We start from the raw sequence: 11,364 nt of genomic DNA, 5'->3' as shown, positions 1-11,364 counted from the left end.
CAGGTTCGAATGATATTCCAAAATTGCCAGGTCTCGGAATAGGCGCTCCCGACCGCGCTGGCCTGCGTCGGAGCCAACGGCGTTACGATCAACGCAAGTGCTTGGTTCAAGGGGACGTTTATGGCCATGGTCAACACTATTCCACCGAAGCCGTAAACCAGATCTGACGTGGTAAAACACAGCGCAGCGTGGCGCGGCGGTTGCAACAGCTAAATGCAAGTAGGGCACCGGCCAGTATGACCACAGGCGTGGCAAAAAACGCTGGCGCAAATACCACATTGCGCACTGAGGCGTTCATCGCCTGCATGGCTGTAATTGCAGTATTAGGGTCGATCTGGTCCAATCCCCAAAGGATTGAACAGACCCAAGCATAGAAAAAACCAAAGATTGCACCACACAGCAAAAGTGAAAGTAGGGATATCAGTCTTAAAAAAATGTGCATTTTACAATCTGTTTTCTAAAAATAGGTCTGCTATCTCGCTATAGGCATGAATTTTATCTTGTGAAGTCACAAACAAATAAGCACAGCTATCTGGGGCCTAATGGCCCCTATGGTCAAACCGTTTACGATCGATACAACGGCAGCAGGCCCGCCGAACATGCCATTAAATGCGTATCGATTACTGCCCGTGATCGGGAACCGTTTTGGACAGGGCCCTGTAGGGACGGGTCACATCTTTAAGCCGTATCTCAAGAGCTTCGACTGACAGTTTGATTGCCCCATCCCCCGCAAGCGTTAACAGCACAGTGCCGCCAGCATCCGGTCCGGGCTCAAACTGCAATGACAGCGCCGAGAAAATCATATCTTTGTTCGCACGCTCAATGCCCTGCGACGCGATGCCCAACACAGTATCAATGGAAAGCACCGTTTGGACGCGCTCGACCGCGTGGCCTGATTGATCTGTCAGGGATCTATCCTCCCAGCGAAACCGATTGATTAAAATCGCAAAACGGCGCTGGCTGGCATCCCAGATCATCTCAGAGGCGGGAAATACTGCATCTTGTATCAATGTCGATACCACCTGCAGATCATCTTGATCCAGGACCCCAAGGTTCAGTGGGCGCTCGCGGCCGTCTTCAAAGGTTGCGTCCTGCTTCATTTGCCTGAGACCCGTTCAATTTTTGCCCCAAGATTGCCAAGTTTTTCTTCGATCTGTTCATAGCCACGATCCAGATGATAGACCCGATTGACCATAGTCTCGCCTTCGGCCGCCAAACCGGCCAGAATGAGCGACACGGAGGCCCGCAGATCCGTTGCCATCACCGGAGCCCCTTTGAGCCGGTCAACTCCGGTCACACGGGCCACGCCACCCTCGACCTCGATATTTGCGCCCATACGCACAAGTTCAGGTGCATGCATGAAACGGTTTTCAAAAATTGTCTCCTCCAGCACGCTTTTGCCGTTTGCGGTACACATCAGGGCCATGAATTGCGCCTGCAGGTCGGTGGGGTACCCGGGGAATGGTGCGGTTGTGACATCAACGGCTGAAATGTAATCTGCACGCCGCCTCACCGACAGCCCGCCGCTGGTTTCCCACACGTCGACCCCTGCGGCGTCAAGTTTCTCAACAAAGGCGCCAATCAAATCAAGTCGTCCACCCAATAGTTCAATTTCGCCACCACAGAGCGCAGGCGCAATCATGAACGTCCCCAATTCGATTCGGTCGACAATCACTTCATGGGTCGCCCCGTGCAGTCGATCAACACCTTCGATGGTGATCTGTGAGGTGCCGGCTCCGCTAATCTTTGCGCCCATCGCCACCAAACATTTAGCCAGATCCACAGTATCCGGTTCGCGTGCAGCGTTTGTGATCACGGTCGTACCTTTGGCCAGTGTTGCGGCCGTCAGGGCGTTTTCAGTGGCACCGACCGAAACAAATGGAAAGTCGATCACCCCGCCGGTCAGCCCGTTTGGCGCGGTGGCGTGGACATAGCCGCCCTCAAGTTCAATCTTGGCACCAAGTTTTTCCATCGCGTGCATGTGCAAGTCGACCTTGCGGGCGCCAATGGCACACCCGCCGGGAAGGGATACAATTGCTTCGCCTTCGCGGGCCAGTAAAGGCCCCAGCACGTTAAACGAGGCGCGTAATTTGCGCACAATTTCATAGTCGGCTTTGCGATTGGTGATCTTGCGGGCGCTGAGCGCCATCACGCGACCATCTTGTAACAAAACAACTTCGCACCCGTGCGATTCGAGCAAACTGCTCAGAGTTTTGATATCGGACAAACGCGGCACATTCGTCAGCGTCAGCGGCTCATCTGTCAGCAGTGCCGCCGACATCAATTTAAGACAGGTATTTTTCGCGCCTGAGATTTGCACTTTTCCCTGCAGCGGTCCGCCGCCGCTGACAACAATCGAATCCATGTAACCTGCCTTTTATTTTTCTTGCTCGTTTTCTTTGCGCGCTTTTGCCTGAGCTTTGCGCTTGGCCATATTGGCTTTGAGCGCCACCCTGAGGCGGGCGTCTCTGTCCGGCTCTTTGGAAGGGGTTTTGTGTTGTTTCTTCTCGCTCATGTGCCAGTTATACAGTAGTTCATAAAACGCGTCCAGATTACGCTTGCACCCTAGCGCAATTACATCTAATCACCGCCTGCGCTATGAAGGCGCGTCTGGCTGCAGTAGCTCAGTGGTAGAGCGCGTCATTGGTAATGACGAGGTCGGGAGTTCAATCCTCCCTCACAGCACCATTTTTTCATTTAAGATTTTGATTTTACAGGTGTTTTGTCCGCAGGTGGTTACTTGCCTTGGAAAGAAGAATGGCCGCTATGTAAAACACAGCGGCCAAAGAATTCACTTAGATTTCAACGTTATGCGTCGATTTCAGTTAGACTTACTTGCGCAAGCCACTTTCGGTGTCGAAATAATGTGCAAGCTCTGGCTTGATGGTAAAGCCGATCACGTCACCTTTTTCAGCAATTGGTGGCTTTTCAGTCTTTGCAATGAATTGCACGCCTTGCGCAGAAATCAGATGCACAAGTGCATATTCCCCAAGATTTTCAACAAGATCCAAGCGCCCTTCGACGACAGCACTTGCTGCGTCCGTGACGACCAAATGCTCTGGGCGCAGGCCGACCTGTTCGGTCGCACTGACGGTGCGTCCAAGAACATTGCTGGCATTCGCAGACAAATCATTAGCCGAGAAGAAGTTCATTTTCGGGCTGCCAATAAACTGTGCAACAAAGGCGTTTGCCGGACGTTCGTACAGTTCAATAGGCGAACCGACCTGTTCAATACGGCCGTCGCGCAGCACAACGATCTTGTCGGCCAGTGTCATCGCTTCGACCTGATCGTGGGTCACATAGATCATCGTAGTCTTAAGGCGAGCATGAAGGCGCGCGATTTCAAGGCGCGTTTGCACACGCAATGCAGCGTCAAGGTTGGACAGTGGCTCGTCAAACAGGAACACTTCCGGATCGCGGACAATCGCACGGCCAATGGCAACACGTTGACGCTGACCACCGGACAAATTGCGCGGTGAACGCTCAAGGTAGTCTGTGATCTGCAGGATTTCTGCAGCATCACGCACGCGGCGGTCGATTTCAGCGGGATCAGTCTTGGCCTGCTTGAGACCAAACGCCATGTTCTTATAAACCGTCATATGCGGATAAAGCGCATAGGACTGGAAAACCATTGCCACACCACGCTTGGATGCGGCCACGTCATTCACGACCTGTTCGCCAATCGCGACGGTCCCGTCGGAAATTTCTTCGAGGCCTGCGATCATGCGCAGCAATGTGGATTTACCACAGCCTGACGGGCCGACAAATACGACGAATTCACCGTCTTCAATATCAAGATCGACGCCGTGCATGACTTGCACATCGCCATAGCGTTTGCGGACATCGCGTAAGGTTAGACCGGCCATTGTGACTCCAATTCTTTAATTTCTTGCCGCAGGGTCTGGACGAATGCGGGATACTTTTCAGGAAGATCGCCCCATAGTTGGCGATTGGTCAGAAACGCCTCAGTGCCCAAAAGCGCCTGAAGGTCGTTCCAGCGGGGTTCGATATATTCGAATGGTATTTTTCCAGCGACGACATGCTGGGCAAAAACGTGCCAACTGGCGATGCTTCGGATTGTAAAGATCGGCAGTATGCCTTGTTCAAAGCAACCTGCCAGGGTTGGGCGCAGAAATATCGGAAACTTGGCCATGCCGTCTGCGCTGATGCGGGCGACCGTATCGCCAATAGCTGCGTTGCCAAAGCGTCGCGCGATATCCGCCAGATAATCCTGCTTTGAGAAGGGCAGATCGATTGTGATTGCGGGCAGAACTTCTTGGCTCTCGAAGTTGTGGAAATGGGCGTTCAAAAGCGGAACCCGCATAGCAGCATCAAAGGTTTCAACGCCTTCGAGTGCGGCCAAATAAACTAGCGCCGTGTGCCCACCGTTCAGAACACGGATTTTGGTTTCTTCGTAAGGATCGACATCCGCCGTGACGGTGACACCCGCTTGCGCCAAATCTGGCATTGCGGCTGTTGCACTGTCTTGCAGAACCCATTGGATGAAATCTTCGGCCATTATCGGCGAAGTGATGTCCTTGCCCAAAAGCGCCGATAATTCTTGGCCAAGGTTCGCATGGCTGCGTGGCGTGATCCGGTCGACCATAGAACAGGGAAAGACAGCATTGTCTTGAACCCACTGGGCCAAGACATTATCGCCGCAGAATTCTAGATAGGCCAACAGATTGAGGCGGAGCATTTTGCCGTTCTGGCGGATATTATCACAGCACGCGATGGTCAGCGGTGCGGCGGTGCTTGCCATGCGCTGGCCAAGTGCCGCACGCAGGTAGCCGTAAACGCTTTGCGGTGCATGGCCCGCCTTTTCAGCGATGATTGTCGCGTCTTCAGTGTTCAGATCACCGTTTGGATCAGTGTAATAACCGCTTTCAGTGACAGTAATCGTAACAAGATGAACGGATGGCTTGGACAACAGCGCCTCAGTTTGTTGCGGTGCGGTGCTCCAATCCGCAAACTGGACATGCGGGCGGACCATACGAATAGCGACGGCGCCGTCGGCGGAATGGGACTTTAGGTAATAGCCGTCGTTGCGCGTGATGTCTGCTTTTGCCGTTTCAAAATGACCCGTTTCAGAGCCGCGCAAGTTGACGGCAGCGATACCCCAGCGCAAATCGCCCGACAGGTTCATATAGTCATCGATATAGACGGCCTGATGGGCACGATGAAATGCGCCAAAGCCAAGATGAACAACACCGACTTGGCACGCGGACCTGTCGTAGGTCGTCGCTGATACAGGTGCGTGTGCCGCCTCGTTCATGATGTCGACTCCAATTGTGGTGCTAGATCCTTGCGCGCGATATCGCGGTACTCGGAAGGGGTCATGCCCTTCACTTTCAAGAAATGCCGGTTGAAATTGGCAAGGTTTTTGAAGCCCGCCGTTTGGGATATTGCAATGATCTGATCGTCAGAGGCGTAAAGCATGCCGCATGCCTCGCCGATGCGAATGCGGTTCACGAACTCGACAAAGCTATGGCCAGTGACGGCCTGAAAATTACGGCTAAAGGTGATTTCGGTCATACCTGCCATTTTTGCGGCTTGGCCTACTGAAAAGCTTTCACTGAAGTTCTTAACAACGTGGTCAACGACTTCAGCGATGCGCGCTTGTTTGCTGCCGCCCTCGGGCTGGATCAGTTTGGCAGCTGATAGCGTCTTTTTTTCGGCGTGTTCATTGAGGCGCACAAGAAAGCGCACAAAGGCCAAAATACGTTCGGCCCCGATACTGTCACGGATCGATTCCATATGACCGCGCGCAAATGTCGGGTTGAAGCCTTCAAAGTGAATACCTGATTGGGCCAGCCGCAGCAGTTGCAGGACTTGCGAAAACTCTGGAAAGCCTTCGGCTAGCTTTTCAACGCTTTCATGGCTGAACTGGACCAGCATGTCGCGGGTTTCAACGGGTTCGGACCAAACGTGGTCGGTCACCCAATTGTGCGGCAAATTTGGCCCTGTCATAAACAGATCGCCCGCTTTGAAGTCACCAATATGGTCGCCAACAAACGCCTTGCCGCGCGTCTCTGTAATCAGATGAAGCTCGTACTCGACGTGCGAATGCCAACGGCACAATTCGTGCGGCCATCCATGTTCAAGATAGCGGATAGACCGCGTGCTGCGGTCGACCATCTCAATTTCGGGTGCGATTATTGACATCAGATTACCTCAGCACGTTTCCACCATCGACGCCGATGGTTTGTGCGGTCATATAAGCTGATTGATCGCTGGCAAGAAAGACTGCGGCCCGCGCCACATCGGACGGATCGCCCATGTAACCCAGTGGTACAGCTTTACCTACTTCGCGTTTCTTTTGGCCCGGTGCCTTGTTTTCGAACTTGGCAAACAGTGCGTCAACAGTGGCCCACATTGGTGTGTCAATCACACCGGGGCTGATCGCATTGACGCGGATTTTGTGTGGTGCAAGGGCAAGGGCTGCTGATTGCGTGTAGCTGATAACGGCCGCCTTGGTTGCGCAGTAGTGGGCGACCAAAGCCTCGCCACGGTGCCCCGCTTGCGATGCGAGATTAATGATAGACCCTTGCTGGCCGTTTGCGACCATGGACGTCGCACAAGCCTGCATCACCGCGTAAAACCCACGTACATTCACACCGAACAAACGGTCCAACTGGTCAAGGTCGCCGCCATCCAAAATACTACCCATTCCAAAGAGGGCGGCATTATTGAACAAGATGTCCGGTTTGATCTCGGCGATCCAATCGGTGCAGGCGGTCAGGCTTTCATCATCCAATAGATCGAACGGTTTGTAGATAGCATCGCCATCGAAACTGTCCGCAATATCAGTTGCATAAACCGTCGCGCCAAGGGCTGCGAAATGCGCGACCGCACTAGCCCCGATGCCGCCAACGGCACCTGTGACCAAGGCCGTCTTACCGGTCAGATCTGTAGGTGCCGCGTTCAACATTACTTCACCGCTCCGAATGTCAGGCCTGCAACCAGCTGCTTCTGACAGAACCAGCCAAGGACAACAATTGGCGCAATCGCAGCGGTGGACACGGCAGATAGGCGGCCAAAGAACAGGCCTTCTGGTGCGCGGTTACCTTCGATCAATGTCGAAAGAGTTGACGCATTGAACGTCGTCAGACGCACAGTCCAGTAGGCTTCGTTCCAGCAGAAGATGAATGTCAAAAGCGCGGTAGATGTAATGCCACCCCATGCCAGCGGGATCAGGATATCCTTGATCTCGCCCCATGTGGACACGCCGTCCATCTTGCCAGCTTCGATAATCTCTTTCGGGATTTCCTTGAAGTAGGTGAACAGCATCCAGATCACGATGGGCAGGTTTACCAGACACAAAACAAGGATCACCAGAAAATGGGTGTCATAGATGCCCAGCATGTTTTTTGTCAGGAACGTCATCGGATACAGCACCGCAGCCGCAGGCAACATCTTGGTCGACAACATCCACATCAGGATATCTTTAGTGTGGCGGCTAGGGTTGAACGCCATGGCATAGGCCGCTGGAACGCCCACAATCAAAGCGAACAGTGTCGCGAAGGTGGATGTGATCACCGAGTTTGTGGCGAACTTCCAGTAGTCATAGTTCTGCGTCATGTTGGTGTAGTTTTCCAACGTCGGCGTAAAGCGGAACAGAAATTCAGGGTTCACGGCGTCTTGGTCGGTTTTGAAGCTGGTGAACACCAACCAGAAAATCGGGAAGAAGAAGATCAGCGCGATCAACCAAGCGACAGTTGGCCAGAGAACGTTGCTGAGACGAGAGTTTTGCGTAATTGTTGCCATTTTCTTATTCCCTAATCCATCAAGGTTTTGCCAACCATGCGCAGCAAGAAGATTGCGATGATGTTGGCAAGGATGACTGCAAAGATGCCCGTGGCACTCGCTGCACCGATATTATTGTTAGCGAATTCACCGATCAGATACGGCAGGTTTTTGTTCCCGTTCCCGCGGCTGACGATTTCGATTTCAGCATAAAGCGACAAGTGAAAGATCGACTGGATCATGATCACGATCGCAATGGGGCGGCCCAAATGGGGCACCGTCAGGTTGATGAACTTTGACCAGTTGCTTGCGCCGTCCAGCGTTGCGGCTTCTTTTTGCGATTCATCCTCAGACTGAAGCGATGTCATGAAGATCAGGACCGCGAAAGGTGTCCATTGCCACGTGACCATCATGATAACAGCATAGGCCGATGTTTGCGTGGCACGGAACGATATCGGTTCAAGCGTAGGCCACAGATTGAAAAAATAGCCCAAAACCGGGAAATCGCGAAGCCCGTCGATCAGGCTGTTGAGGCCGCCAACAGCGAGACCCTGAAGACCAAGCACAGGATCAAGGATCATGTTGATCCAAAGGACTGCGTTCACCGCTGGCATGACAAAGAACGGTGAAATCAGAAGGACGCGAACGATGCCACGGCCAGGGAAATTGCGGTTCACAAGGACAGCGATGGCAAGACCCAGCAGAACCGTGAGGATCAGGATACTACCAACGATAAGAACCGAATTCTGGATCGCAAAAAGGAAATCTTTGGCTTTTAGGACGTATCCATAGTTGCCAAACCCCCGCCAGTTACTGAGGGCAGGCGTTGTCCATTCAGGCCGGTTTGTACTGCTAAGAACATAGCGGATAAACGAAAAGTACAGCGTCATGCTGAGAGGGACGATCATCCAGATCAGCAATAGAATAACTGCCGGTGTCTGTAAAAGTTTCGGGAGCGTTCTGTCGGCCATGGCTTGAGTACCCTTACAAATCGGAGGTTTGAAGCAGTCTAACATTAAGCGGGTGTTCGTTGGCAAGCGTCAGGTGACTGCGCTCAAGCTCGGCGAACAAAAAAATGAGGGCTGTGTTCCTGGCCCGATCATGAGGATCGGGCCAGGACTTAATCAGTCAAAGTCGGGGTTTAGTAGTAACCCGCTTCGGTCATGATTGCCAAAGCTGCTTCTTGTGCAGCAGCCAGTGCTTCTTCGACAGTCTTGTCGCCGGACAACGCCGCCGCCATTTCCTGACCGAATGCTGTACCCACTTCTGGGAACTCAGGGATTGATACGAACTGAACGCCTACGTATGGCTTGATGTCAGTTGCTTCTGGAGCCGCAGAGTTGATCGCTGCCAATTCAGCTTCTGCGAAAGGCGCAGCAGCAAGGAAGTCAGCGTTGGAGTATGTGGACGTACGTGTACCAGTTGGAACAGAACCCCAACCGAAGTCTGGGTGGTTGCCAACAGCTTCGATATACGCTTTGGAAGTCGCCCATTCGATGAATGCGATCGCTTCTTCAGTGTTGTCTGTACCTGTTGGAACAGCCATTGCCCAAGCCCAAAGCCAGTTCGCACCAACTGGGTTACCAGCGTTTGGCGACTGTGCGTAACGAACAGCAGGGTTCTCAAGGAAGGATGCAGCGATTGTCGCGTCGATCCACAGGCCACACTTGCCTTCGTTGTACAAAGCCAAGATCTCGTTGAAGGAGTTACCTTCGGAGCCTGGAGGGCCGTAGTTCTGCAGCAGGTTTACGTACATAGTAACCGCAGCGTTAAACTCAGGTGTGTCGAATGTTGGCACCATATCGGCGTCAAAATAAGCCGCACCGAAGGAGTTTGCGATCGTACCGATGAACGCGCCATTGTCGCCCCAACCTGGCTTACCGCGCAAACAGGCACCGTAAACGCCGTTGTCTGGGTCGTGCATCGCAGCAGCAGCTGCTGTGATGTTTTCCCAGCTGTCGTTGTCAGCGATTGTTACGCCAGCAGCGTCAGCAAGATCGCCACGGTACATGACCATGGAAGATTCACCGTAGAATGGAGCAGCATAAAGCTGACCGTCAGCGGACAGACCTGCAGCCATTGCTGGCAGAATGTCGTCTACGTCGTAGTCGTCACCGAAGTTCAATGGTTCGATCCAGCCTGCAGCGCCCCAGATTGGTGCTTCTTGCATGCCGATGTTGATGATGTCGTACTGACCGCCACCGGTTGCTGTGTCAGAAGTAACCTGCTCGCGCAGAACGCCTTCTTCCAGGGAAACCCAGTTCAGCTTAACACCAGTTTCTGCGGTGTATGCTTCAGCAACAGTTTGCATGTTGATCATGTGACCGTTGTTGACGATCGCAATTGTCAGCTCAGGCGCGTGGCCGTCAGCGAATGCAACAGATGCACCGGCAACGCCAAGTGTCAGGCCAAGAGCCGTGTTCATTAAAGATTTCATGTTTTCCTCCCAGAAATCGCAGATTCGTTTTGTCCGTGAGCCGACATTGAGCGATTCCGAATGTTCGTTCAAATACTATACCAGCAAAAGAGCATACGATTCCATCATACTGATGAAAATACCTCTTTTTCATGTGGCCAAGGCAGCGCGCTTATCTCTTCACGGTATGGTCAAGGGGCAGACTCTGTTGGGTTTCATGCGTCATCCATGCTTGACCATAAGGGCACTCTGGTGTGTTGATAACAGTCCAAAATGTTGCGGAAGTGAAGCAGTTGGTGTCGAGGTAGAAATTCGCAATTGTTGATACGTTTCAAACTTTCAGGTGAATATCGAAGGTTTGAACAACAATAGAACGTAAGTAGAACAAGCTCTTTTCAGAGCGGTACGATGGCGCTATGAGTAAGCAATGAACAGTTTTTCCGAAGATGACGCATTCGAAGCGGCAGCACGCCCACTGAGCCAGCAGGCGATGGCGCGGCCTAAGGTGCGAGACCCAGAAGCATACTTGTCAGTTCTCAATGCTCCGCAGCGCGAAGCCGTTGAGGCATTGGATGGGCCAGTTCTGATGCTGGCTGGTGCGGGTACAGGTAAAACTAGAGCGCTTATGGCGCGTGTTGCGCACTTGGAAAATGTCGGGGGCGTGAGTCCGCGAAATATTCTTGCGGTTACTTTTACAAACAAAGCTGCAAGAGAAATGAAGCAAAGGTTGGCGTTACAGCCGTATGACATGGATGAACCATTGCCTTGGCTAGGCACATTCCACGCTGTCTGCGCCAAACAATTGCGCCGTCATGCGGAACTGGTCGGGCTCAAATCGAACTTCACGATCCTAGACACCGACGATCAAATCCGTCTGATGAAACAGTTGATCGAGGCTGCAGACATCGATCACAAGCGTTGGCCTGCACGCATGTTGGCGGGCATCATTGACGGCTGGAAAAACAAAGCGCTCACGCCCGACAAAATCCCCGTCGCGGACAGTGGCGCGTTCGATCAAAAAGGTGTCGCGCTTTACGCGGCCTATCAGCGGCGCCTACGCGATCTAAATGCTGTCGATTTTGGCGACATCTTGCTGCATATGGTGACGATCTTTCAGACCCACGCGGATGTGCTGGCACAGTACCAACGCTGGTTCCGCTATATACTCGTGGACGAATACCAAGATACGAACGTCGCCCAAT

General features: G+C 52.8%; 13 protein-coding genes and 1 tRNA gene. 3 read left to right on the top strand and 11 right to left on the bottom strand.

Going from position 1 to position 11,364, the window contains the following annotated elements; all coding sequences use genetic code 11:
• On the bottom strand, positions 1-206 hold a 206-nt coding region (locus QZ197_RS16130; RefSeq protein ID WP_363157893.1), incomplete at its 3' end, for an anthrone oxygenase family protein.
• Positions 207-236: 30 nt separating this feature from the next.
• Here QZ197_RS16130 and QZ197_RS11785 point away from each other — a divergent pair.
• Positions 237-374: a hypothetical protein gene (locus QZ197_RS11785; RefSeq protein ID WP_296432176.1), complete on the top strand. Its 138-nt coding sequence runs from the start codon at positions 237-239 to the stop codon at positions 372-374.
• A gap of 246 nt (positions 375-620) precedes the next feature.
• On the opposite strand, the gene QZ197_RS11780 is transcribed toward QZ197_RS11785, so the two are convergent.
• From QZ197_RS11780 to QZ197_RS11770, 3 genes are read right to left on the bottom strand one after another with little or no spacing between them, the layout of a single operon-like run.
• Positions 621-1,100 carry a DUF2948 family protein gene (locus QZ197_RS11780; protein WP_296432174.1) on the bottom strand — a complete coding sequence of 160 codons (480 nt, stop codon included), beginning with the start codon at positions 1,098-1,100 and terminating at the stop codon, positions 621-623.
• Positions 1,097-2,365, bottom strand: coding sequence for a UDP-N-acetylglucosamine 1-carboxyvinyltransferase (gene murA, locus QZ197_RS11775; RefSeq protein WP_296432172.1), 1,269 nt, complete (start codon positions 2,363-2,365; stop codon positions 1,097-1,099). Before murA ends, QZ197_RS11780 begins: the two co-directional genes overlap by 4 nt.
• Positions 2,366-2,377: 12 nt before the next feature.
• Entirely contained in the window at positions 2,378-2,515 is a 138-nt protein-coding gene (locus tag QZ197_RS11770; RefSeq protein WP_296432171.1) for a hypothetical protein, read from the bottom strand.
• Positions 2,516-2,613: 98 nt separating this feature from the next.
• Between QZ197_RS11770 and QZ197_RS11765 the strand changes: the two genes are divergently transcribed.
• Positions 2,614-2,688, top strand: a tRNA-Thr gene (locus QZ197_RS11765).
• A 143-nt stretch (positions 2,689-2,831) separates the two neighbouring features.
• On the opposite strand, the gene ugpC is transcribed toward QZ197_RS11765, so the two are convergent.
• The 7 genes from ugpC to QZ197_RS11730 form a co-directional block, all read right to left on the bottom strand.
• Positions 2,832-3,866 (bottom strand): sn-glycerol-3-phosphate ABC transporter ATP-binding protein UgpC, encoded by a 1,035-nt coding sequence (gene ugpC / locus QZ197_RS11760; RefSeq protein WP_296432169.1) that lies wholly within the window; start codon positions 3,864-3,866, stop codon positions 2,832-2,834.
• A complete protein-coding gene (locus QZ197_RS11755) occupies positions 3,854-5,275 on the bottom strand; it encodes a mannitol dehydrogenase family protein (RefSeq protein ID WP_296432167.1) in 1,422 nt (473 codons plus the stop codon). Before QZ197_RS11755 ends, ugpC begins: the two co-directional genes overlap by 13 nt.
• Positions 5,272-6,165, bottom strand: coding sequence for an AraC family transcriptional regulator (locus QZ197_RS11750; RefSeq protein ID WP_296432166.1), 894 nt, complete (start codon positions 6,163-6,165; stop codon positions 5,272-5,274). Before QZ197_RS11750 ends, QZ197_RS11755 begins: the two co-directional genes overlap by 4 nt.
• A gap of 4 nt (positions 6,166-6,169) precedes the next feature.
• The gene (locus tag QZ197_RS11745; RefSeq protein WP_296432165.1) at positions 6,170-6,931 is read right to left on the bottom strand and encodes an SDR family oxidoreductase; all 762 of its coding nucleotides are present in this window, start codon (positions 6,929-6,931) and stop codon (positions 6,170-6,172) included.
• Complete coding sequence (locus QZ197_RS11740) at positions 6,931-7,767, bottom strand: carbohydrate ABC transporter permease (RefSeq protein WP_296432163.1); 837 nt, start codon at positions 7,765-7,767, stop codon at positions 6,931-6,933. Before QZ197_RS11740 ends, QZ197_RS11745 begins: the two co-directional genes overlap by 1 nt.
• An 11-nt stretch (positions 7,768-7,778) precedes the next feature.
• Complete coding sequence (locus QZ197_RS11735) at positions 7,779-8,717, bottom strand: sugar ABC transporter permease (RefSeq protein ID WP_296432162.1); 939 nt, start codon at positions 8,715-8,717, stop codon at positions 7,779-7,781.
• Positions 8,718-8,887: 170 nt separating this feature from the next.
• Complete coding sequence (locus tag QZ197_RS11730; protein ID WP_296432161.1) at positions 8,888-10,183, bottom strand: sugar ABC transporter substrate-binding protein; 1,296 nt, start codon at positions 10,181-10,183, stop codon at positions 8,888-8,890.
• Between the two features lie 406 nt (positions 10,184-10,589).
• On the opposite strand from QZ197_RS11730, the gene QZ197_RS11725 reads away from it, so the two are divergent.
• On the top strand, positions 10,590-11,364 hold a 775-nt coding region (locus QZ197_RS11725; protein ID WP_296432160.1), incomplete at its 3' end, for a UvrD-helicase domain-containing protein.

Source organism: Yoonia sp. (assembly GCF_017854415.1).
GTDB lineage: Bacteria > Pseudomonadota > Alphaproteobacteria > Rhodobacterales > Rhodobacteraceae > Yoonia.
Note: the sequence above shows the minus strand (reverse complement) of the source record. Positions and strands in the feature narration are given on the sequence as shown.

Excerpts from the sequence above, each read along its gene's own strand:
- ugpC (WP_296432169.1), bottom strand. The coding sequence starts at position 3,866 with ATGGCCGGTCTAACCTTACGCGATGTCCGCAAACGCTATGGCGATGTG.
- QZ197_RS11755 (WP_296432167.1), bottom strand. The coding sequence starts at position 5,275 with ATGAACGAGGCGGCACACGCACCTGTATCAGCGACGACCTACGACAGG.
- QZ197_RS11730 (WP_296432161.1), bottom strand. The coding sequence starts at position 10,183 with ATGAAATCTTTAATGAACACGGCTCTTGGCCTGACACTTGGCGTTGCC.
- QZ197_RS11735 (WP_296432162.1), bottom strand. The coding sequence starts at position 8,717 with ATGGCCGACAGAACGCTCCCGAAACTTTTACAGACACCGGCAGTTATT.
- QZ197_RS11780 (WP_296432174.1), bottom strand. The coding sequence starts at position 1,100 with ATGAAGCAGGACGCAACCTTTGAAGACGGCCGCGAGCGCCCACTGAAC.
- QZ197_RS11745 (WP_296432165.1), bottom strand. The coding sequence starts at position 6,931 with ATGTTGAACGCGGCACCTACAGATCTGACCGGTAAGACGGCCTTGGTC.
- QZ197_RS11750 (WP_296432166.1), bottom strand. The coding sequence starts at position 6,165 with ATGTCAATAATCGCACCCGAAATTGAGATGGTCGACCGCAGCACGCGG.
- QZ197_RS11740 (WP_296432163.1), bottom strand. The coding sequence starts at position 7,767 with ATGGCAACAATTACGCAAAACTCTCGTCTCAGCAACGTTCTCTGGCCA.
- murA (WP_296432172.1), bottom strand. The coding sequence starts at position 2,365 with ATGGATTCGATTGTTGTCAGCGGCGGCGGACCGCTGCAGGGAAAAGTG.
- QZ197_RS11770 (WP_296432171.1), bottom strand. The coding sequence starts at position 2,515 with ATGAGCGAGAAGAAACAACACAAAACCCCTTCCAAAGAGCCGGACAGA.
- QZ197_RS11785 (WP_296432176.1), top strand. The coding sequence starts at position 237 with ATGACCACAGGCGTGGCAAAAAACGCTGGCGCAAATACCACATTGCGC.